The organism is Pseudomonas corni, from assembly GCF_057128765.1.
This window is the reverse complement of record NZ_JBSKHW010000001.1, coordinates 415,901-436,648: the sequence shown is the minus strand read 5'-3', so window position 1 is coordinate 436,648 and position 20,748 is coordinate 415,901. Positions and strand designations below refer to the sequence as shown.

Genomic DNA, 20,748 nt, shown 5'->3' with positions numbered 1-20,748 from the left:
CAAGCGCGCTCCTACAGGTCAGGCGTCAACTTGGACATTCCCCGAAATAAACACCCGCTCCCCGCTTGCGCGCCGCCTGCCCGCTCACTAACGTAGCGCCTTTCGTACGCCTACCCCCGCAGGAGCTTCAACATGGCCTCGCCAGCCCTCTTATTTGTAAAAAACCGGTTCGGCGTTGCCGCAGCCATGACGGGGCTTTTGAGCCTTGCGGGTTGCCAGTTGAATGGGGGTGACAGCAGCACCCTGCCGCCCACCAATGGCGTGTTCGCCATCAAAGGCCTGGCGCAGAATGTCTCTGTGCGCCGCAACAATCAGGGCATGCCGCTGATCGAGAGCAACACCTTCCACGATGCACTGTTCACCTTGGGCTATGTTCACGCCACCGATCGCATCAGCCAGATGGTGCAAATGCGCCTGCTGGCCCAAGGGCGTCTGTCGGAAATCGCAGGCCCCGGTGCTCTGGATCTCGACCGCATGATGCGCGCGGCCAATCTCAAGCAAAACGCCAGCGAGCTTTACGCTGCTTCATCGCCACGCCTCAAACGCTTCTTCGAAGTCTACGCCCGCGGGGTCAACGCTTACCTGTTCCGCTACCGCGACAAACTGCCGGCCGATCTGGCGGAATCGGACTACAAGCCTGAGTACTGGAAACCGGAGGATTCAGCGCTGATCTTCAGCCTGCTGAATTTCAGTCTGTCGGTGAACGTGCAGGAGGAAATTGCCTCGCTGGTGCTGGCGCAGAAGGTCGGGACTGACAAGCTTGCCTGGCTGTTGCCGACCTACCCCGATGAAGAATTACCGTTTGCCGAAGCCGAAAAACTCAAGGGTCTGAACCTTGGCACGCAGCTGCCAGGGCTGAGCGATCTGGACAAGGCTGCGCTGCAACTGTCGGATCTCAACCTGCTGGGCGTTGCTGCTTCCAACAACTGGGCCATCGCGCCACAGCGTGCGCGATCCGGGAAAAGCCTGTTGGCCACCGACAGCCAGTTGCCGACCACATTGCCATCGATGTGGAATTTCGTGCAGATCCGCGCGCCGAAATATCAGGCCGCGGGCGTGACCGTAGCCGGTCTGCCGCTGGTGTTGTCGGGCTTTAACGGCAAGCTGGCGTGGGGCATGGGTCCGGTGCTGGGCGACAACCAGGACTTGTTCCTGGAAAAGATCAAGCGCGAAAACAATCGCCTGATGTACATGGCCGACGGCAAATGGCTGCCGGCCACTGCTCATGAAGAAACCTTCTTCGTCAAAGGTCAGCGTCCGGTGCGCGAAGCGGCCTACGCCACACGCCACGGCGCCCTGCTCAACGGCAGCTCGGCGCAGCTCAACAGCGGCCTGGGCATTGCCCTGCAAACTCCCGATGCAAAAGACGACAAAACTCTGGATGCCCTGTTTGACCTGACCCGCGCGCAGACCGTCGAGCGGGGTTTTGACACCACCCGTGAGATTCGCGCGATCACTCTGAACATGGTCTTCGCCGATGCCGCGAACGTCGGTTGGCAGGTCACGGGCAAGTACCCGAATCGTCGCGAGGGCTTGGGCCTGATTCCATCGCCGGGCTGGGACAGCCGTTTTGACTGGGACGGCTTCGCCGACGCGATGCTGCACCCCTACGACCAAGACCCGCAGTCCGGCTGGATCGGCAACGCCAACAACCGCACGATGACCAAGGGTTATGGCATGCAACTGTCCAATTCTTGGGATTATCCGGAACGTGCCGAGCGCATCGCTGAACTCGCCAACAGCGGCAAGCAGGACAGTCGCAGCACCATCGCCATGCAATACGACCAGACCACGACGTTCGCGGCCAAGCTGAAGAAGATGTTCGAAGCCCCGGGCATGTCCCAGCCGCTGAAAAAAGCCATCGACGCCTTGCCAGCCCCTGAGCGAGATAAGGCCCGCGAGGCCTATACGCGCTTGATGGCGTTCGACGGCAAACTGTCGCCGACCTCGGCGGATGCGGCGATTTATGAGCTGTTTTTGCAGGAAAGCGCCAAGCAGATTTTCCTCGATGAACTGGGCCCTGAAACCAGCCCGGCCTGGAAAGCACTGGTGCAGGAAGCAGACCTTTCCTACTCGGCTCAGGCCGATCACCTGCTGGGCCGTGACGACAGTCCGTATTGGGATGACGTGAAAACCCCGCAGAAAGAAGACAAACCGGTGATTCTGGCGCGCAGTCTGGCGGCGGCGATCACTTCGGGCGACAGCCTGTTGGGCGGTGATCACAAGGCCTGGCAGTGGGGCAAACTGCATCACTACGGCTGGACCAGCCAAAGCGCGCAATTGGCCGCAGCACTGGGCGGCAGCAAACCGAGCCTGTTCAAGGGCCCGGTTGCAGCGGGCGGCGATCACACCACGCTCAATGCTTCGGGCTATCGCTGGGGTCAGGATTTTGATGCGGTGCAGGCTTCGACGCTTCGCATGATCGTCGACTTCTCACAGCAGGAACCGATGATGGGCCAGAACGGCGCAGGCCAGTCCGGCAACCCGGCCAGCCCCAATTATGCAGACGGCATCGAGCCTTGGTTGAAAGGCCAGTACCTGTCGATACCGATGCAGCCGGAGAATTTCGAGAAGGTTTACGGCAAAGCCCGGCTGACGTTGACGCCTGGGAAGTAGCGCCAACGATGAGCGTACCCACGTTCATCGACTCCTGTAGGAGCGCGCTTGCCCGCGATTCCGGTGTGTCAGACACGATGATGATGACTGACATGATGCCTTCGCGGGCAAGCGCGCTCCTACAAGTGCGATCTTCGTAGGCATCATCATCGCGAGCAAGCTCCCGCCCACAACATGATCAACGGCTGAAAATGGGAACGATCATCGGCCCATCCCGCTCATAACTGACAAGCCCCTCCATCTGGTTATCCCATGGATCTTGTCATCGCCCGCCCTGAAGGTTTGTACTGCCCGCCCGGAGACTTCTACATCGATCCGTGGCGTCCGGTCGAACGCGCGGTCATCACCCACGGCCATGGCGACCATGCGCACACCGGCAATAAACACTATCTGGCCGCCGCCCCCGGCGAAGGCATTTTGCGTCAGCGTCTGGGTCAGGACATCAACCTGCAAACCCTGGAATACGGCGAAAGCATCACCCATCACGGCGTGAAACTCAGCCTTCATCCTGCGGGGCATGTGCTCGGTTCGGCGCAGGTTCGCCTGGAGTACGAAGGTGAGGTCTGGGTCGCATCAGGTGACTACAAAGTCGAACCGGACGGCACCTGCGCGCCATTCGAACCGGTGCGTTGCCACACCTTCATCACCGAATCCACCTTCGGCCTGCCGATCTATCGCTGGGCGCCACAATCGGAAATTTTCACCGGCATCAACGACTGGTGGCGCGCGAACGCTGCCGTGGGCAAGGCCAGCGTGCTATTCGCCTACTCGTTCGGAAAGGCGCAGCGAATTCTGCACGGCATCGACCCCAGCATCGGCCCGATTCTGGTCCATGGTGCCGTGGAACCGCTGAACCGCGTGTACCGCGCAGCGGGCATCCGCATACCGGAAACCCAATACGCAGGCGATTTTAAAAAGACCGACCCGGCTTTGCGCCAGGCCTTGATCATCGCCCCGCCGTCGGCTGGCGGCAGCACGTGGATGCGCCGTTTTGGCGAGTTCAGCGACGCCTTCGCCAGCGGCTGGATGATGTTGCGCGGCCCAAGGCGTCGGCGCGGCGTGGACAGAGGCTTTGTCTTGTCGGATCACGCGGACTGGCCGGGCCTGTTGTGGGCGATTGAAAACACTGGCGCCGAGCGGGTGATGGTGACCCACGGCTCAGTGGCGATTCTGGTGCGTTATCTGCGTGAGCTGGGCCTGGATGCCCAAGGCTTCACTACCGAATACGGCGCTGAAGAAGATGAGGCACCTGCAACGCCGGAACCCGCCAGCGAGGAACCGGCATGAAGGCATTCGCTGAGCTGTACTCGGCACTCGATGCCACCACGTCGAGCAACGCAAAGCTGGCTGCCATGCAGCAATATTTCGCTATGGCAGCGCCCGAAGACGCGGCGTGGGCGGTGTACTTTCTGTCTGGAGGTCGGCCTCGGCAACTGGTGCCGACGCGCTTGCTGAGAGAACAGGCAATCGCCTTGTCTGGGCTGCCGGAATGGCTGTTCGAAGAAAGCTATCAAGCTGTGGGGGATATCGCTGAAACGCTGTCGTTGCTGCTGCCTCAGGCCGAACACAGTTCCGATGAAGGGCTCGCGACCTGGATGGAAAACAAGTTGCTGCCACTGCGCGGCTTGCCCCCTGAGGAATTGATGGAGCGCCTGCCGACGTTCTGGGCGCAACTGGATCGCCTGAGCCTGATGGTGTGTCTTAAGCTCATCACAGGCAGTTTTCGGGTCGGCGTGTCGAAGCTGTTAGTCACTCGCGCCCTTGCTGCGCTCGCCGACATAGACAGTAAGCGCGTGGCGCAACGGCTGGTGGGTTACACCGATTTGTCGCACCGCCCCAGCGCCGAGGGTTATCTGAAACTGATCGCCGCTGAATCCGAGGATGAACATGCCCAGCGCGGCGGCCAGCCTTACCCGTTCTTCCTCGCCCACGCGTTGCAACAGCCGGTGGATCAATTCGAAACCCTGCTGGGCCCGGCTGAAAACTGGCAGGTGGAATGGAAGTGGGACGGCATACGCGCGCAGATCGTCAAGCGCGAAGGCCGATTGTGGATCTGGTCCCGTGGCGAAGAACTGGTCACCGAGCGCTTCCCTGAATTGCACAGCCTGACGCAGGCTCTGCCCGACGGCACAGTGATCGATGGCGAAATCGTGGTGTGGAAAGCGCCCGTGATCGAGGCCGACAGTGGCGAAGGTTTCAGTCTTGACACGCCCGCTCCCGGCACAGCTGACGCAGATTCGCCATCAGTTCAGCCCTTCGCTCTGCTGCAACAGCGCATCGGTCGCAAGACTCTTGGCAAGAAAATCCTCGAAGATGTTCCGGTCGTGATCCTCGCCTACGATCTGCTGGAATGGGAGGGTCATGACTGGCGCAGTCGCCCTCAGCACGAACGTCGCACGCAGCTGGAAACATTGATTGAGCGCTGTAACAGTCCGGTGTTGCTTCCCTCCCCGGTGCTCAACGGCAAAGATTGGCTGGACCTCGGCAAGCAGCGCGAGGCCTCACGCAGCCTGGGCGTCGAAGGCATGATGCTCAAGGCGCGGGATTCGATGTACGGGGTGGGCCGGACCAAGGACATGGGCGTCTGGTGGAAATGGAAAGTCGATCCGTTCAGCGTCGATGCCGTGTTGATCTACGCGCAACGGGGTCATGGACGACGGGCCAGTTTGTACAGCGACTACACATTCGCCGTCTGGGACGGGCCGGAAGATGCCAGCGAACGCACCCTGGTGCCCTTCGCCAAGGCGTATTCCGGGCTGACCGATGTCGAAATGCGCAAGGTCGATGCGATCATCCGCAAAACCACGGTCGAGAAGTTCGGCCCGGTGCGCAGCGTGACCCCGACGCTGGTATTCGAGCTGGGGTTCGAGGGCATTGCCCTGTCCAAACGGCACAAGAGCGGAATCGCGGTGCGGTTTCCGCGGATGCTCAGGTGGCGGCTGGACAAACCGGTGGCCGAAGCTGACAGCCTGGCGACGTTGCAGGATCTTTTGAGCTAGGCACCGTTTTGGGGCGCACGAATTTGAGCGCACCACTTTGATCACTGTAGGAGCGCGCTTGCCCGCGAAAGCATTGTGTCAGCCATCGATGTGATAACTGACCCACCGCAATCGCGGGCAAGCTCGCTCCTACAAATTGCTGCAGCGCTAATCCCCCATTCCCGCTACTCTCCCACCCGCTGGCCTCGGTGAAAATGTCGAAAGATGGCGCTAAGTCATCATTGCGACAACTGCGTACATTTAAAACGCACGTTCGTATCTTTGGTTCGGAAATTGCTGTCTATTTGCGGTCTGGCACTCGCCGGTAGCAAGCCTTCGCGTGTTCCCAACGCTCAATTTGGTTTTAAGGACTGAACGATGAAAAAAGCATGGCTGACCCTTTCTGCACTCGCCATCTGTCTGGCCGCTGGTAACGCAATGGCCAAGGAATACAAGGAGCTGCGTTTTGGCGTCGATCCTTCGTACGCACCCTTCGAATCGAAAGCTGCTGACGGCAGCCTGGTGGGCTTCGACATCGATCTGGGCAACGCGATCTGTGCTGAACTGAAGGTCAAGTGCAAGTGGGTCGAAAGCGATTTCGACGGCATGATTCCTGGTCTGAAAGCTAACAAGTTCGACGGCGTTATCTCGTCCATGACTGTTACCGACGCACGCTCCAAAGTCATCGACTTCTCGTCAGAACTGTTCTCCGGCCCTACTTCGCTGGTGTTCAAAAAAGGCGCTGGTTTCACTGAAGACCCGGCTTCGCTCAAAGGCAAAACCGTTGGTTACGAGCAAGGCACCATCCAGGAAGCCTACGCCAAGGCCGTTCTGGACAAGGCTGGCGTAAAAACCCAGGCCTACGCCAATCAGGATCAGGTTTACGCTGACTTGGTATCGGGCCGTCTCGACGCTTCCGTTCAAGACATGCTGCAAGCCGAACTGGGCTTTCTGAAGTCGCCACAAGGTGCTGGCTACGAAGTCAGCAAGCCAATCGACAACCCGTTGCTGCCAGCTAAAACTGCGGTCGGTATCTCGAAAGGTAACAAAGACCTGAAAGCACTTTTGGATAAAGGTATCAAAGCGTTACACGACGACGGCAAATACGCCGAGATCCAGAAAAAGCACTTCGGTGATCTGAATCTGTACAGCGGTAAGTAAGAAAACAGACGCCCGTTGATTTCAGCGAGAATCCCTCGCTGACAACGGGCGTTTTATTGACTGTATAGGTTGCACATGTTCGAAACCCTCCTGCAAAACCTGGGACTCTCCGCATTCAGCTTGAAAGGCTTCGGCCCGCTGCTGCTTGAGGGCACCTGGATGACCATCAAATTATCGCTGATGTCGTTGCTGCTGAGCATCGTCCTCGGTCTGCTCGGCGCCAGTGCCAAGCTTTCAAAATCCGCCCTTCTGCGAGTACCCGCTCAGGTCTACACGACCCTGATCCGTGGCGTGCCCGATCTGGTGCTGATGCTGTTGATCTTCTACAGCCTGCAAACCTGGCTGAGTACCCTGACCGACGCAATGGAATGGGACTACATCGAAATCGATCCCTTCAGCGCAGGCGTGATCACTCTCGGTTTTATCTATGGCGCCTACTTCACGGAAACCTTCCGTGGCGCGATCCTCGCCGTGCCCCGTGGTCAGGTCGAAGCCGGCACTGCGTATGGCCTGTCCCGCAGTCAGCGCTTTCGCTACGTGGTGTTCCCGCAAATGATGCGTTTCGCGCTGCCAGGCATTGGCAACAATTGGCAAGTGGTGCTGAAAGCCACCGCGTTGGTGTCGATCATCGGACTGGCCGATCTGGTCAAAGCGGCGCAGGACGCCGGCAAAAGTACTTATCAGCTGTTTTACTTTCTGGTCCTGGCGGCACTGATCTACCTATTGATCACCAGTGCATCGAACTTTGCCTTGCGCTGGGCTGAACGACGTTACGCCGCAGGCAGCCGGGAGGCGCAACGATGATCGAATTGCTTCAGGAATACTGGCGAGCCTTCCTTTATACCGACGGCCAGAACATCACCGGGCTGGCCATGACCATGTGGTTGCTCAGCGCCTCGATCGCCATTGGCTTCATCGTGTCGATTCCGCTGTCAATCGCCCGCGTTTCGCGCAACCCGTTGGTGCGCTGGCCGGTGCAGTTCTACACCTATCTGTTTCGCGGCACGCCGCTGTATATCCAGCTACTGATTTGCTACACCGGCATCTACAGCATTGCCGCCGTGCGCGAACAGCCGATGCTCGGCGCGTTTTTTCGCGACGCGATGAACTGCACGATCCTGGCCTTCGCCCTGAACACCTGCGCGTACACCACCGAGATCTTCGCGGGCGCCATTCGCAGCATGAACCACGGCGAAGTCGAAGCCGCCAAGGCCTACGGCCTGACCGGCTGGAAGCTGTATGCCTACGTGATCATGCCGTCGGCACTGCGTCGCTCGCTGCCTTATTACAGCAACGAAGTGATTCTGATGCTGCACTCGACCACCGTGGCCTTCACCGCCACTGTGCCGGACATCCTGAAAGTGGCGCGCGATGCGAACTCGGCGACCTTCCTGACGTTCCAGTCGTTCGGCATCGCTGCGCTGATTTACCTGACTGTCACGTTCATTCTGGTCGGGCTGTTCCGACTGGCCGAACGTCGCTGGCTGGCGTTCCTCGGCCCTTCTCACTAAGGCTCACTTTCACCAGGCTGCGACCTCTCAGGCCCGTCTACTCAGGAATGTTCAATGCGACACCAGACTCATGATTTGCTGGCGCCGGTGCCAGGCACGGCGCGGCAGATTCACAGCTTTCATTACGGCCCCGAAAATGGCGCCTGCAAAATCTACATTCAGGCGTCGCTGCACGCCGATGAACTGCCCGGCATGATGGTGGCCTGGTATCTGAAACAACGCTTGGCCGAGCTGGAACGCGCCGGGCAATTGTTGGGCGAGATCGTGGTAGTGCCGGTGGCCAACCCGATCGGCCTCGAACAGGTGCTGATGGACATTCCGCTGGGCCGTTACGAGTTGGAAAGCGGGCAGAACTTCAACCGCTTGTTCGTCGATTTGAGCCAGCAAGTAGGCGACGAAATCGAATCGCGGCTGACCGACGATTCCGATCACAACGTACGACTGATCCGCACGACGCTGCTTGCCGCGCTGAAAGCCCTTGTGCCCGGCACGCAGCTGGAATCCCAGCGTCTGGTACTGCAGCGTCTGGCCTGCGACGCCGACATGGTCCTTGACCTGCATTGCGACTTTGAAGCGGTGGAGCACTTGTACACCACGCCCGAGGCCTGGCCACAGGTCGAGCCGCTGGCGCGTTATCTCGGCTCCCAGGCGAGCCTGTTGGCGACCGACTCCGGTGGTCAGTCATTTGACGAGTGCTTCACGCTGGTGTGGTGGCAGTTGCAGCAGCGCTTCGCTGGCCGGTTCGATCTGCCGCTGGGCAGCTTTTCTGTCACGCTGGAGTTGCGCGGCCAGGGCGATGTTTGTCACGCCCTCGGCAGCCGCGACTGTCAGGCGATCATCAGTTATCTGATGCATTACGGTGCGATTGCCGGTGAGCCAGAGGATCAACCCCAATTGCTGTACCCGGCGACACCCTTGGCCGGGGTCGAACCCGTAGCAACCCCGGTAGGCGGTCTGCTGGTGTTCTGCACATTACCGGGCGAGCACATCGAAGCGGGACAACTGATCGCTGAGGTTATCGATCCGATCAGCGATGCAGTGACACCGGTTCACGCGCTCAACCCAGGCCTGATGTACGCCCGCTCCCTGCGACGCATGGCGACAGCGGGCATGGTCGTTGCCCATATCGCCGGTGTCGACGCCTACCGCAGCGGCTACCTACTTTCTCCTTAAGGATTGCCAGTCATGTACAAATTGACCATCGACGGCCTGCATAAAAGCTACGGCGACCACCAGGTGCTCAAAGGCGTTTCGCTCAAGGCCAACGTCGGCGACGTGATCTGCCTGATCGGCGCCAGTGGCTCGGGCAAAAGTACTTTCCTGCGCTGTATCAACTTTCTGGAACAACCCAACGACGGCGCCATGAGCCTGGATGGCCAGCAAATCCGTATGGTCAGCGACGCCAGCGGCATGCGTGTGGCGGACCCGGCCGAGCTGCAACGCATTCGCACGCGCTTGGCGATGGTGTTTCAGCACTTCAACCTGTGGAGCCACATGACGGTGCTGGAAAACATCACCATGGCACCGCGCCGGGTGTTGGGCGTGTCCAAAGTCGAAGCCGAGGAACGCGCTCGCAAGTACCTGGACAAGGTTGGATTGCCGGCGCGTGTTGCCGATCAGTACCCGGCGTTTCTGTCCGGCGGCCAGCAACAGCGCGTCGCCATTGCCCGTGCGTTGGCAATGGAGCCGGAAATCATGCTGTTCGACGAGCCCACTTCGGCACTCGACCCTGAGCTGGTAGGCGAGGTACTGAAAGTGATTCAAGGTTTGGCCGAAGAAGGCCGGACCATGATTCTGGTGACTCACGAAATGGGCTTTGCGCGCAAAGTGGCCAATCAGGTGGTGTTCCTGCACCAGGGCCAAATCGAAGAAATCGGCCACCCGGATGACGTACTGGGCAATCCGAAAAGCGAGCGCTTGCAGCAGTTTTTGAGCGGGAACTTGAAGTAAACGGCAATCCTCTGTAGGAGCGAACTTGTTCGCGAGGCGGTGTCCCTGATACACCGCATGCCACCTCGCCAACAAGTTGGCTCCTACAGACACCCGCGAGCGAACAAACTTCAAACTAATCCCCTCCCCCGGCTGTCTCTGACTTAACCCCGTCCAGAGCTCACAGCCCACGCATGCCCAAATCACCCGATTTCGCCCAGCGATGGTTTGCAGCACGCGGCTGGAAAGCCTTCCCGTTTCAAAAGGAAGTCTGGAAAGCCGTCAAACAAGGCGAATCGGGACTGCTGCACGCCAGTACTGGCGCGGGCAAAACCTATTCGGTGTGGTTCGGCGCCCTCAACAACTTCGCCGAGACAGTCCCGCCCACGGCTGATAACAAACCGCGCAAACGCAAAGTGCCGGCACCGCCGCTGACTGTCTTGTGGATTACCCCGATGCGCGCCCTCGCCGCCGACACCGCACGCGCGCTTGAGGCGCCACTCAAGGAACTCGAGATCCCGTGGTCCATCGGCCTGCGCACAGGCGATACCAGCAGTAGCGAACGCGCCAAACAAGGCAGGCGCCTGCCCACCGCACTGATCACTACGCCAGAAAGCCTGACATTGCTGCTGACCCGTGCCGATGCCCAGGTAGCCCTGTCGCCATTGAAAATGATCGTTGTCGACGAGTGGCACGAACTCATCGGCAACAAGCGCGGCGTGCAGCTGCAACTAGCGTTGGCGCGTCTGCGAAAGTGGAATCCGGACCTTATCGTCTGGGGGTTATCGGCAACCCTGGGCAATCAAGCCCACGCGCAACAAGTGTTGTTGGGCGACGGCGGCGTCACGGTTCAGGGCAAAGTGGTCAAGGAGCTGATTGTTGACACCTTGCTGCCTGCCAGCATCGAGCGTTTTCCCTGGGCGGGCCACATGGGGCTGCGGATGCTGCCGCAAGTGGTGAAGGAAGTAGACAGCAGCGCCAGTTGCCTGCTGTTTACCAACACTCGGGCGCAATCGGAAATCTGGTATCAGGCGCTGCTGGACGCGCGTCCCGACTGGGCCGGACTGATCGCCCTGCACCATGGATCGCTCGCCCGCGAGGTGCGCGACTGGGTCGAACGCGCGCTGAAGGAAGGCCACCTTAAAGCCGTGGTCTGTACGTCAAGTCTGGACTTGGGCGTGGACTTTCTGCCAGTGGAGCGAGTGCTGCAAATTGGCTCGCCCAAAGGCGTGGCGCGGCTGATGCAGCGCGCAGGGCGTTCAGGCCATGCGCCGGGGCGCCCATCGCGGGTCACGCTGGTGCCGACCCATAGCCTTGAACTGGTAGAAGCGGCTGCGGCCCACGACGCTGTCGCGGCAAGACTGATCGAACCCAGGGAATCGCCCGACAAGTCCCTGGACGTACTCGTACAGCACTTGGTGAGCATGGCCTTGGGCGGTGGGTTTGTGCCTGACGATCTATTGGCCGAGGTTCGCACAGCCTGGGCCTATCGAGATTTGACCGATGAGCAGTGGGAATGGGCGTTGCTGTTCGTTCGGCAAGGGGGGCATTCGCTGACCGCTTACCCGGATTATCAGCGGGTAGAGCCCGATGAACACGGAGTCTGGCGTGTCCCTGACGCACGTTTGGCCAGGCGCCACAGGATGAGCGTCGGCACCATCGTCAGCGACGCCAGCATCAACGTGAAGTGGTGGAGCAAAGGCGGCGGCGGAGGCTCGCTGGGCAGCGTGGAAGAAGGCTTCATCGCGCGACTCAAGCCCGGCGATGGTTTTCTCTTCGGCGGCAGGCTACTGGAACTGGTACGCGTCGAGAACATGAGCGCATACGTGAAGCGCGCCACAACAAAGAAGGCTGCCGTCCCACGCTGGAATGGTGGACGGATGCCGCTGTCCAGCGAACTGGCTGACGCAGTGGTGGAAAAATTCGATGCGGCAGCCCACGGCGATTTCTCAAGTCCGGAGATGCAGGCCGTCAGGCCGTTGCTCGATGTGCAGCAGGAATGGTCTGCGCTGCCCCGCAAAACCACGTTATTGGCCGAAGTCCTCAAATCCCGGGAGGGCTGGCATTGTTTTCTTTATCCATTTGCCGGGCGTCACGTGCATTTGGGGCTTGCAAGCTTGCTGGCGTGGCGCCTGAGTCGGGATCGACCTTTGACGTTTTCGATTGCGGTCAACGACTACGGGTTTGAATTGCTCAGCGCTACCGAGATCGACTGGGCCGCACATTTGCAGCCCCGACTGTTCAGCGAGGATGACTTGCTGGCCGATATCATTGCCAGCCTGAATGCAGGCGAACTGGCGCTGCGACGGTTCCGGGAAATTGCCCGAATTGCCGGGCTGGTGTTTTCCGGCTATCCAGGAGCACCCAAAAGCAATCGACAACTTCAGGCCTCCAGCGGGCTATTTTTTGAAGTGTTCAAACAATACGACGCGGGCAATCTATTGCTGACCCAGGCGGAGGAAGAAGTTATGCGACAAGAACTCGACGTCACCCGACTGGAGCACACATTGCAGCGGATCAATAGTCGTCAGTTGGACTTGCACGTCATTAAACGCCCTACGCCATTGGCATTCCCATTGTTGGTGGAACGTATGCGCGAAAGCCTGAGCAGTGAAAAACTGTCTGACCGAATCGCGCGGATGGTCCGTGATCTGGAGAAAGCTGCTGGCCCTGAGGTCGGCGCATGAAGTCTTGGTTGTCTATCGAACTGGCTGGCGCGCAATTGTATTTGCTGGCTGACAAAGCGATTTATTACCCGGCCCAGCGTTGCTTGCTGGTTGCCGATGCGCATTTTGGCAAAGCCGCCGCCTATCGCAAGCTGGGCCAGCCGGTCCCTCACGGCACTACGGAAAACAATCTGCAGCGCCTGGACGCCATGTTGGCTGCATGGCCCTGTGATCAGTTGATCTTTCTAGGGGATTTCCTGCACGCCCCGGAATCTCACGCGGCCGGGACCCTGGCGGCGCTGGGGAAATGGCGAGCCAAACATGCCGAGCTGCGGATCACGCTGATCCGCGGCAACCACGACAAACGCGCAGGTGATCCGCCTGAGCGTCTGAACATCAACGTAGTGACGGAGCCTCTGATGCTCGAACCCTTTGCGCTACAGCACGAACCAGACCCTCATCCCACGCATCACGTGCTGGCAGGACACGTCCACCCTGCCTACCGACTGTATGGCAAGGGACGACAACGACTGAGACTGGCGTGCTTCTACGTGCAGAAATCGCTGACGCTGTTGCCAGCGTTCGGCGCATTTACGGGTGGGATGAATATCGAGCGAGCGCAGGACAGCCGGATCTTCGTTGTAGGAGACGACGCAATCTGGGAAGCGCATTAGGATCTCAAAGCGCTGAAAGCGCTTTGAGCAGGAATGGTGTGCTGAACATCCCTGCCAAAGCGTGCGCTTGGGCAGGGATAAAATCATGCAACGGGAGCGGGTGGTGGCTCATCCGGAATAGTCGGCACACCGGGCTCTTCAGGCTGGGGAAATTCGTTTGGAGTATCGGGATTAGGCTGGCCGGGAATACCGCCACCTACCATGTTCAGCTGTGGATGCGCTAACAGCGACCAAGCCAAGAGTCCTACCTGATTTTGTCCCGGGTCCGCTTCCTTGCTGGAGGGGTTCGATTGTTGTCTATTCATAGGGCACTCCCTGAGCGTCTGGCCCCACCCGCATGCGGCGAATGGGAACGGTTCAGTCTGTAGAGTGCCGATTTGGAGACTAATTCACTTTCGAAATGACCAACGGCATTTTTTAATTTCCGGCCGTCAGGTGCGTGGCAACGTGACACCACGCTGGCCTTGATATTTACCACCACGATCCTTGTATGAGACTTCGCATTCCTCGTCGGACTCCAGAAACAGCATTTGTGCGACGCCTTCGTTCGCGTAGATCTTGGCTGGCAATGTGGTGGTGTTCGAAAACTCCAGGGTCACATGGCCTTCCCATTCCGGCTCAAGCGGCGTCACGTTAACGATGATGCCGCAGCGGGCGTAGGTGCTTTTGCCCAGACAGATGGTTAGCACGTTGCGGGGGATACGGAAATATTCGACCGTGCGCGCGAGTGCGAACGAGTTCGGCGGGATGATGCAAACGTCACTTTTGATATCGACAAAGCTTTTTTCGTCGAAATTCTTCGGGTCAACGGTGGCCGAATTGATGTTCGTGAACACCTTGAATTCATCGGCGCAACGCACGTCGTAACCGTAGCTGGAGACGCCGAAGGAGATCACCCGATCAGCGCCTTCGCCACGCACCTGACGCTCTACGAACGGCTCGATCATGCCGTGTTCCTGCGCCATGCGGCGAATCCACTTGTCCGATTTGATGCTCATGGCGATGTCCTGAATAGCGAGGTGAAAAAGATGTCCGGCATCTTACCGGGCCAAGGCGCCGGGTTCAAAGGCTGTACGCCTCCGTGCGCTAATCGGTTTGGCATCTCTTGAAATAAATCCTCGACAGACCATTGGCACATCAGAAAAAAACGGTTAAGGTGGGTCCACTGTGTTGCTTGTGTCACTGAGAATCTCTACACGATGTTGAATTTCGATCCAACCATCTCCAAGAATTTTTCCTGCTCTTTGCACTCAGTCTCGGCCAGGGTTCTTCCTGAGTCGCAGTTAACTTTGTCCAAGGAGATACACCATGTCTAATCGCCAAACTGGTACCGTTAAGTGGTTCAACGATGAAAAAGGCTTCGGCTTCATCACTCCACAATCGGGTGACGACCTGTTCGTTCACTTCAAAGCAATCCAATCCGACGGCTTCAAAAGCCTGAAAGAAGGCCAACAGGTTTCTTTCATCGCTACCCGCGGTCAGAAAGGTATGCAAGCTGAAGAAGTTCAAGTTATCTAACTTGTTCTGATTTGCTTAAAAGACCCCGCCCTCAAAAGCGGGGTTTTTTTACGCCTGCAGTTATGTAGCCAGCAATACCATTGCTCTGTAGGAGCGAATTTATTCGCGAGCTGGCAATGCGCAGGAATTAACTCCCGAGCTGCCGCTTCGCGAACAAGTTCGCTCCTACAATAGCGAATCAGTCGTCGCTGACGGTGATGCTTGGCATTTCCGGCGAAGCTGCTTCCTGCAGCACAATCCGCGCGCCTACGTGCCGGGCCAACTCTTGGTACACCATCGCAATCTGGCTTTCTGGCTCAGCAATCGCTGTCGGCTTCCCACCATCGGCCTGCTCACGAATAAGCATCGATAGCGGCAATGAAGCCAACAACTCGACGTCATACTGCGTCGCTAGCTTCTCACCCCCACCCTCACCAAACAGATGCTCGGCGTGACCACAGTTCGAGCAGATATGCACTGCCATGTTCTCAACGACGCCGAGAACCGGAATATTGACCTTGCGGAACATTTCGACGCCTTTCCTGGCATCAAGCAGCGCGAGATCCTGCGGCGTCGTGACGATTACAGCACCTGCGACTGGCACTTTCTGCGCCAGGGTTAGCTGGATGTCACCCGTACCGGGCGGCATATCGATCACCAGATAATCCAGGTCATTCCATGCGGTTTGCGTAATCAACTGCAATAGCGCGCCGGAGACCATCGGACCTCGCCAGACCATAGGTGTGTTGTCGTCGGTCAAGAAGGCCATCGACATCACTTCGATGCCGTGCGCCTGGATCGGAACAAACCACTTCTGATCCTTGATCTTCGGACGCGTGCCTTCGGGGATGCCGAACATCACGCCCTGACTCGGGCCATAGATGTCTGCGTCGAGAATGCCCACTCGGGCACCCTCACGTGACAGCGCCAGCGCCAGATTGGCGGCAGTCGTGGATTTACCCACGCCGCCCTTGCCGGAGGCGACAGCCACAATATTTTTAACATTAGCCAGAGCAGGGATCTGACCCTGAGCCTTGTGCGACGTGATCAGCGTATTGATTGCTACGGTGGCCGACGACACACCTTCCAGCCCCTCAATGGCAATCTGCAGGACATGCGCCCAGCCATTTACGAACAGGGCGGCGGCGTAGCCCAGCTCCAGCTGAACGCTGACGCGATCACCCTGAATCTCGATGGCGCGCACGCATCCGGCGCTCACTGGGTCTTGATTCAAATAAGGGTCAGTGTACTGACGAAGGACGGCTTCCACCGTTGCGCGATTAACGGCGCTCATGGGTTACTCCCGAAATAAAGACTGAGCAAAACAGGCGGCCATCCTACCCCTTATGTCGGGTGACGACATCGATTCCCTGCATTTACGGCACGTTTCCCACAGCGCTGCGGGGTGAAAAAAAATGCTCAGACCTTTATAGTGGCCGACCTCCGTTTCACTTCAAGTAGCCGAGCCCAATGTCCGAGCCACGCAAGATTCTCGTTACCAGCGCCCTGCCCTATGCCAATGGTTCAATTCACCTAGGCCACATGCTGGAATACATCCAGACCGACATGTGGGTGCGTTTCCAGAAGCATCGCGGCAATCAGTGCATTTACGTCTGCGCGGACGACGCTCACGGTTCGGCCATCATGCTGCGCGCCGAAAAGGAAGGTATTACCCCTGAACAACTGATCGCCAATGTTCAGGCGGAGCACAGCGCTGATTTCGCCGAATTTCTGGTGGATTTCGACAACTTCCACTCGACCCACTCTGAAGAAAATCGCGAGCTGTCGAGCGAGATATACACCCGCCTGCGTGACGCCGGTCACATCGCCACGCGCTCGGTAACCCAGTATTTCGACCCGGAAAAGAAAATGTTCCTGGCCGACCGCTTTATCAAGGGCACTTGCCCGAAATGCGGAACAGAGGATCAGTACGGGGATAACTGTGAAAAATGCGGCGCCACCTATGCGCCGACAGACCTGAAAGACCCCAAGTCGGCGATCTCAGGTGCCACACCGGTCCTCAAAGACTCCAAGCATTTCTTCTTCGACCTGCCTGCATTTGACGCCATGCTGAAAAGCTGGACCCGCAGCGGCTCGTTGCAGGACGCCGTAGCCAACAAGATCGCCGAGTGGTTGGACGCAGGCCTTCAGCAGTGGGACATTTCTCGCGACGCGCCGTATTTCGGTTTTGAGATTCCGGACGAGCCTGGCAAATACTTTTACGTGTGGCTGGATGCACCGATCGGCTACATGGCCAGCTTCAAAAACCTTTGCGCCCGACGCCCTGAACTGGACTTCGATGCGTTTTGGAATAAAAACTCGACCACCGAGCTTTACCATTTCATCGGCAAGGACATCGTGAATTTCCACGCGCTGTTCTGGCCGGCAATGCTGGAAGGTGCAGGCTTGCGCAAGCCAACCGCGATCAACGTGCACGGCTACCTGACAGTCAACGGCCAGAAGATGTCGAAATCACGCGGCACGTTCATCAAGGCCCGCACTTACCTTGATCATTTGTCCCCCGAATACCTGCGCTATTACTACGCTGCCAAACTGGGCCGCGGCGTTGATGACCTCGATCTGAACCTGGAAGACTTCGTGCAGAAGGTCAACTCCGACCTGATCGGTAAGGTAGTGAACATAGCCAGTCGCTGCGCGGGCTTTATCCATAAAGGCAACGCGGGCGTAATGGTGGCCGATAACGCTGCCCCAGAATTGACCGATGCTTTCCTCGCTGCCGCCCCAAGCATTGCCGAAGCTTATGAAGCGCGCGATTTTGCCCGTGCCATGCGTGAAATCATGGGACTGGCAGACCGTGCCAACGCTTATATCGCAGATAAGGCCCCGTGGTCGCTGGCCAAACAGGAAGGCAAGCAGGATGAAGTTCAGGCGGTATGCGCCTTGGGTATCAACCTGTTCCGACAGTTGGTGATTTTCCTTAAGCCTGTACTGCCATTGCTCGCAGCCGATGCCGAACGCTTCCTGAATGTTGAGCCATTGACCTGGAACGACCACAGCAGCATGCTGAGCAATCATCAGCTCAATCCTTTCCAGCCATTGATGACACGCATCGATCCGGCAAAGGTGGAAGCCATGACCGCTGCATCGAAGGAAGACCTGGCCGCTAGCGCAACCGACACCGGCCCCAAAGGCAATGGCGAATTGAGCAAAGACCCGTTGTCACCGGAAATCGAGTTCGATGCCTTCGCTGCGGTGGACCTGCGAGTCGCTCTCATCGTAAAAGCCGAGCACGTAGAAGGCGCAGACAAGCTGTTGCGCCTGACGCTGGATATTGGTGATGAGCAGCGCAATGTCTTTTCCGGCATCAAGAGTGCTTATCCGAATCCTTCGGAGCTCGAAGGTCGTTTGACAATGATGATTGCCAACCTCAAGCCTCGGAAGATGCGCTTTGGCATCTCCGAAGGCATGGTGATGGCGGCAGGCCCTGGCGGTGAGGAAATCTACTTGTTGAGCCCTGACAGCGGCGCCAAGCCGGGTCAGCGCATCAAGTAATCGAATAACCCGGCGGTCGCATGCGATAGCCGGGTTATTTCCCCTCGCAGACCCCGTTCGCGCGTCAGAAATGCTCTCAACTATCCAAGGCCTTGATTCAGCATGAGCCTGATCCAACGCATTGATGCGCTTTTGCCACAAACCCAGTGTGGCAAGTGCGGTCATCCAGGGTGCAAGCCTTACGCCGAAGGCTTGGCCCGGGGCGAAGCAATCAATAAATGCCCGCCCGGCGGCGACGAAACCATCGCTCAGTTGGCCCTCTTGCTTAATGTCCCCATTATCGCGCTAGACCCTGACCGTGGTGCAGCCCCCGCGCAGATTGCGTTCATCCGCGAAGCCGAGTGCATCGGTTGCACCAAGTGCATCCAGGCATGTCCCGTAGACGCAATCCTTGGCGCCGCAAAGCTGATGCATACGGTCATCATCGATGAATGCACGGGCTGTGATTTGTGCGTTGCCCCCTGCCCCGTCGACTGCATCGAAATGCACCCCGTGCCGCTGGCTACAATCACGCCGATTATTGGCGCGACGGCGCTTACCCCGGCGCAATACCTGGCGCGCGACACTAAGCGCAATAAAGCGCGATACCGTTATGACGCGCGCAATGCTCGACTCAAGAAGGAGGAGGAACAACGGCACGCTGAACGCCAGGCTCGGGCTCATCGGCTGACGCCTGCAGGACCTTCCCAAGTAATGGCGAGCAACGGCACGAACACGCCAGCAGACGCAGATACCGCCCTGAAGCAAGCTCGTATCGCCGTGACCATGAGTCGAACCCAGCTCAACAGATCCCTCAAAGCGTTCGGTCATCCGCCTATTGCAGAGCAAGCCTTGCGCCTGGTGGAGTTGCAGAAGGAATTTGAAATGGCTGAAAGCGTACTGGCAAGCTTACAAAACAGCGGTCAGGACCAGCCAGCGGCCATTACTGTCCAATCCGATATGGCTTCGCTCAATCGTGCAAAAATTCAGCTCGCCATGCGTCGTGCCGCGTTGAAAAAAGCTACGACCTCGGAAACGCCAGCTGATCAGATTGCGCTTTTGCAGGCTGCCGTCGACCAAGCACAGGACGTTTTGAGCCAGCTCGAAAAACAGACAGCTGTCAGCATCAAACCCTAATTGACTATCAACCCATAACGAACTGCGCCTTGAGTCGCGGCAAACCCTTAAGGAATCACGGCAGCCATGAATGCAGCAAAACGTCTGGAGATTTTTCGTAGGCTGCATGAAGACAACCCGGACCCAAAAACAGAACTGGCCTATAACACGCCGTTCGAACTGTTGATTTCAGTGATCCTCTCAGCTCAAGCCACAGACGTCAGCGTAAATAAGGCCACCGCTCGGCTCTACCCGGTCGCAAGCACGCCACAGGCCATCTACGAGCTAGGGGTCGAAGGGCTTTCGCAATACATCAAGACCATCGGCCTGTACAACAGCAAAGCGAAGAACGTAATCGAGACGTGCCGTCTGCTGGTTGAGCTTTACGGGGGCGAAGTACCGCAGACCCGAGAGGCGCTTGAAGCGTTGCCAGGGGTGGGCCGCAAAACCGCTAACGTGGTGCTCAATACTGCGTTTCGACAAATCGCAATGGCGGTGGATACGCACATTTTCCGTGTCAGCAATCGCACCGGCATCGCCAAAGGCAAGAATGTGGTTGAAGTTGAAAAGCAGCTGATGAAGTTTGTCCCGAGGGATTTTTTGCTTGATGCACATCACTGGCTAATCTTGCATGGACGCTATGTCTGCCAGGCGCGTAAGCCACGTTGCGGCAGCTGCAGGATTGAAGACCTGTGTGAATACAAGGAAAAAACTTCTGACGATTGAGCGATAGGTATTTTAAACGATGATCGATTGAAAAAATCTTTTTTACCCGGTGCGAGATTGTCGCTATAAGGTCCGCCAATGACCGGCGAAGCCTGGAGTCAATTTATGAGCACTGGCAAAGAGCAACTGGACACCGATGATGACGTCGGTGTTGTCGATAATGATGACATCGCGCAATCCCCTGTTGAGACCGCGAAAACGAACCTTAGCAAACGACGCACAATCGATAACCTTCTGGAGGAGCGTCGCCTGCAGAGGCAGCTGGCGGACTATGATTTCGATCTTTGAATTCTAGTCTGCTCGCACCGTCCTAAGCGTTAGCCGGCTAAGCCTCTCATGTAGGTGTCGAAAGGCTGTCTACCGGCTTTGTCGAATTCAATAG

General features: G+C 58.0%; 18 protein-coding genes. 15 read left to right on the top strand and 3 right to left on the bottom strand.

From position 1 onward, the window contains the following. Positions 1 to 132 precede the first annotated feature (132 nt). The 10 genes from ACWKV9_RS01910 to pdeM all read left to right on the top strand — a co-directional run bounded on the left by ACWKV9_RS01910 (position 133) and on the right by pdeM (position 13,535). On the top strand, positions 133 to 2,616 hold the full coding sequence (locus tag ACWKV9_RS01910; protein WP_483834389.1) for a penicillin acylase family protein: 2,484 nt from the start codon (positions 133 to 135) through the stop codon (positions 2,614 to 2,616). 252 nt (positions 2,617 to 2,868) lie between these two features. Then, the gene (locus ACWKV9_RS01905) at positions 2,869 to 3,903 is read left to right on the top strand and encodes a ligase-associated DNA damage response exonuclease (RefSeq protein ID WP_483834388.1); all 1,035 of its coding nucleotides are present in this window, start codon (positions 2,869 to 2,871) and stop codon (positions 3,901 to 3,903) included. Further along, positions 3,900 to 5,615 (top strand): ATP-dependent DNA ligase, encoded by a 1,716-nt coding sequence (locus ACWKV9_RS01900; protein ID WP_483834387.1) that lies wholly within the window; start codon positions 3,900 to 3,902, stop codon positions 5,613 to 5,615. The genes ACWKV9_RS01905 and ACWKV9_RS01900 overlap by 4 nt, the downstream gene beginning before the upstream one ends. Before the next feature lie 357 nt (positions 5,616 to 5,972). Next, the gene (locus ACWKV9_RS01895) at positions 5,973 to 6,755 is read left to right on the top strand and encodes a transporter substrate-binding domain-containing protein (protein WP_483834386.1); all 783 of its coding nucleotides are present in this window, start codon (positions 5,973 to 5,975) and stop codon (positions 6,753 to 6,755) included. 75 nt (positions 6,756 to 6,830) lie between these two features. Further along, on the top strand, positions 6,831 to 7,559 hold the full coding sequence (locus tag ACWKV9_RS01890; protein ID WP_483834385.1) for an ABC transporter permease: 729 nt from the start codon (positions 6,831 to 6,833) through the stop codon (positions 7,557 to 7,559). Then, entirely contained in the window at positions 7,556 to 8,266 is a 711-nt protein-coding gene (locus ACWKV9_RS01885) for an ABC transporter permease (RefSeq protein WP_483834384.1), read from the top strand. Before ACWKV9_RS01890 ends, ACWKV9_RS01885 begins: the two co-directional genes overlap by 4 nt. Before the next feature lie 54 nt (positions 8,267 to 8,320). After that, entirely contained in the window at positions 8,321 to 9,439 is a 1,119-nt protein-coding gene (locus tag ACWKV9_RS01880; protein ID WP_483834383.1) for a succinylglutamate desuccinylase/aspartoacylase family protein, read from the top strand. Positions 9,440 to 9,451: 12 nt separating this feature from the next. Then, complete coding sequence (locus tag ACWKV9_RS01875; protein ID WP_483834382.1) at positions 9,452 to 10,216, top strand: ABC transporter ATP-binding protein; 765 nt, start codon at positions 9,452 to 9,454, stop codon at positions 10,214 to 10,216. Between the two features lie 173 nt (positions 10,217 to 10,389). Beyond that, entirely contained in the window at positions 10,390 to 12,882 is a 2,493-nt protein-coding gene (locus tag ACWKV9_RS01870; RefSeq protein WP_483834381.1) for a ligase-associated DNA damage response DEXH box helicase, read from the top strand. Then, entirely contained in the window at positions 12,879 to 13,535 is a 657-nt protein-coding gene (pdeM, locus tag ACWKV9_RS01865; protein ID WP_483834380.1) for a ligase-associated DNA damage response endonuclease PdeM, read from the top strand. The genes ACWKV9_RS01870 and pdeM overlap by 4 nt, the downstream gene beginning before the upstream one ends. A gap of 83 nt (positions 13,536 to 13,618) precedes the next feature. Here pdeM and ACWKV9_RS01860 read toward each other — a convergent pair whose 3' ends face one another. Together ACWKV9_RS01860 and dcd are read right to left on the bottom strand one after the other, a co-directional pair. Next, entirely contained in the window at positions 13,619 to 13,840 is a 222-nt protein-coding gene (locus ACWKV9_RS01860) for a hypothetical protein (protein ID WP_483834379.1), read from the bottom strand. A gap of 126 nt (positions 13,841 to 13,966) precedes the next feature. Next, a complete protein-coding gene (gene dcd, locus ACWKV9_RS01855; protein WP_002554836.1) occupies positions 13,967 to 14,533 on the bottom strand; it encodes a dCTP deaminase in 567 nt (188 codons plus the stop codon). A gap of 310 nt (positions 14,534 to 14,843) precedes the next feature. Between dcd and ACWKV9_RS01850 the strand changes: the two genes are divergently transcribed. Continuing rightward, positions 14,844 to 15,053, top strand: a complete 210-nt coding sequence (locus ACWKV9_RS01850; RefSeq protein WP_002554837.1) for a cold-shock protein — start codon at positions 14,844 to 14,846, stop codon at positions 15,051 to 15,053. Positions 15,054 to 15,231: 178 nt separating this feature from the next. On the opposite strand, the gene apbC is transcribed toward ACWKV9_RS01850, so the two are convergent. Beyond that, entirely contained in the window at positions 15,232 to 16,326 is a 1,095-nt protein-coding gene (gene apbC / locus ACWKV9_RS01845) for an iron-sulfur cluster carrier protein ApbC (RefSeq protein ID WP_483834378.1), read from the bottom strand. Positions 16,327 to 16,502: 176 nt separating this feature from the next. Here apbC and metG point away from each other — a divergent pair, with 176 nt between their 5' ends. The 4 genes from metG (at position 16,503) to ACWKV9_RS01825 (ending at position 20,654) form a co-directional block, all read left to right on the top strand. Beyond that, positions 16,503 to 18,545, top strand: a complete 2,043-nt coding sequence (gene metG / locus ACWKV9_RS01840) for a methionine--tRNA ligase (protein ID WP_483834377.1) — start codon at positions 16,503 to 16,505, stop codon at positions 18,543 to 18,545. A gap of 102 nt (positions 18,546 to 18,647) precedes the next feature. Continuing rightward, entirely contained in the window at positions 18,648 to 19,661 is a 1,014-nt protein-coding gene (rsxB, locus tag ACWKV9_RS01835; protein ID WP_483834376.1) for an electron transport complex subunit RsxB, read from the top strand. A gap of 66 nt (positions 19,662 to 19,727) precedes the next feature. Beyond that, positions 19,728 to 20,366 carry an endonuclease III gene (gene nth / locus ACWKV9_RS01830; protein ID WP_483834375.1) on the top strand — a complete coding sequence of 213 codons (639 nt, stop codon included), beginning with the start codon at positions 19,728 to 19,730 and terminating at the stop codon, positions 20,364 to 20,366. Positions 20,367 to 20,471: 105 nt separating this feature from the next. Continuing rightward, entirely contained in the window at positions 20,472 to 20,654 is a 183-nt protein-coding gene (locus tag ACWKV9_RS01825) for a PA3496 family putative envelope integrity protein (RefSeq protein WP_483834374.1), read from the top strand. Positions 20,655 to 20,748 lie beyond the last annotated feature (94 nt).

Coding starts and splice junctions, on each gene's coding strand:
- ACWKV9_RS01880 (WP_483834383.1), top strand. CDS start 8,321: ATGCGACACCAGACTCATGATTTGCTGGCGCCGGTGCCAGGCACGGCG.
- pdeM (WP_483834380.1), top strand. CDS start 12,879: ATGAAGTCTTGGTTGTCTATCGAACTGGCTGGCGCGCAATTGTATTTG.
- ACWKV9_RS01870 (WP_483834381.1), top strand. CDS start 10,390: ATGCCCAAATCACCCGATTTCGCCCAGCGATGGTTTGCAGCACGCGGC.
- dcd (WP_002554836.1), bottom strand. CDS start 14,533: ATGAGCATCAAATCGGACAAGTGGATTCGCCGCATGGCGCAGGAACAC.
- ACWKV9_RS01885 (WP_483834384.1), top strand. CDS start 7,556: ATGATCGAATTGCTTCAGGAATACTGGCGAGCCTTCCTTTATACCGAC.
- ACWKV9_RS01825 (WP_483834374.1), top strand. CDS start 20,472: ATGAGCACTGGCAAAGAGCAACTGGACACCGATGATGACGTCGGTGTT.
- nth (WP_483834375.1), top strand. CDS start 19,728: ATGAATGCAGCAAAACGTCTGGAGATTTTTCGTAGGCTGCATGAAGAC.
- ACWKV9_RS01900 (WP_483834387.1), top strand. CDS start 3,900: ATGAAGGCATTCGCTGAGCTGTACTCGGCACTCGATGCCACCACGTCG.
- ACWKV9_RS01910 (WP_483834389.1), top strand. CDS start 133: ATGGCCTCGCCAGCCCTCTTATTTGTAAAAAACCGGTTCGGCGTTGCC.
- ACWKV9_RS01890 (WP_483834385.1), top strand. CDS start 6,831: ATGTTCGAAACCCTCCTGCAAAACCTGGGACTCTCCGCATTCAGCTTG.
- ACWKV9_RS01860 (WP_483834379.1), bottom strand. CDS start 13,840: ATGAATAGACAACAATCGAACCCCTCCAGCAAGGAAGCGGACCCGGGA.
- ACWKV9_RS01875 (WP_483834382.1), top strand. CDS start 9,452: ATGTACAAATTGACCATCGACGGCCTGCATAAAAGCTACGGCGACCAC.
- rsxB (WP_483834376.1), top strand. CDS start 18,648: ATGAGCCTGATCCAACGCATTGATGCGCTTTTGCCACAAACCCAGTGT.
- ACWKV9_RS01895 (WP_483834386.1), top strand. CDS start 5,973: ATGAAAAAAGCATGGCTGACCCTTTCTGCACTCGCCATCTGTCTGGCC.
- metG (WP_483834377.1), top strand. CDS start 16,503: ATGTCCGAGCCACGCAAGATTCTCGTTACCAGCGCCCTGCCCTATGCC.
- ACWKV9_RS01905 (WP_483834388.1), top strand. CDS start 2,869: ATGGATCTTGTCATCGCCCGCCCTGAAGGTTTGTACTGCCCGCCCGGA.
- apbC (WP_483834378.1), bottom strand. CDS start 16,326: ATGAGCGCCGTTAATCGCGCAACGGTGGAAGCCGTCCTTCGTCAGTAC.
- ACWKV9_RS01850 (WP_002554837.1), top strand. CDS start 14,844: ATGTCTAATCGCCAAACTGGTACCGTTAAGTGGTTCAACGATGAAAAA.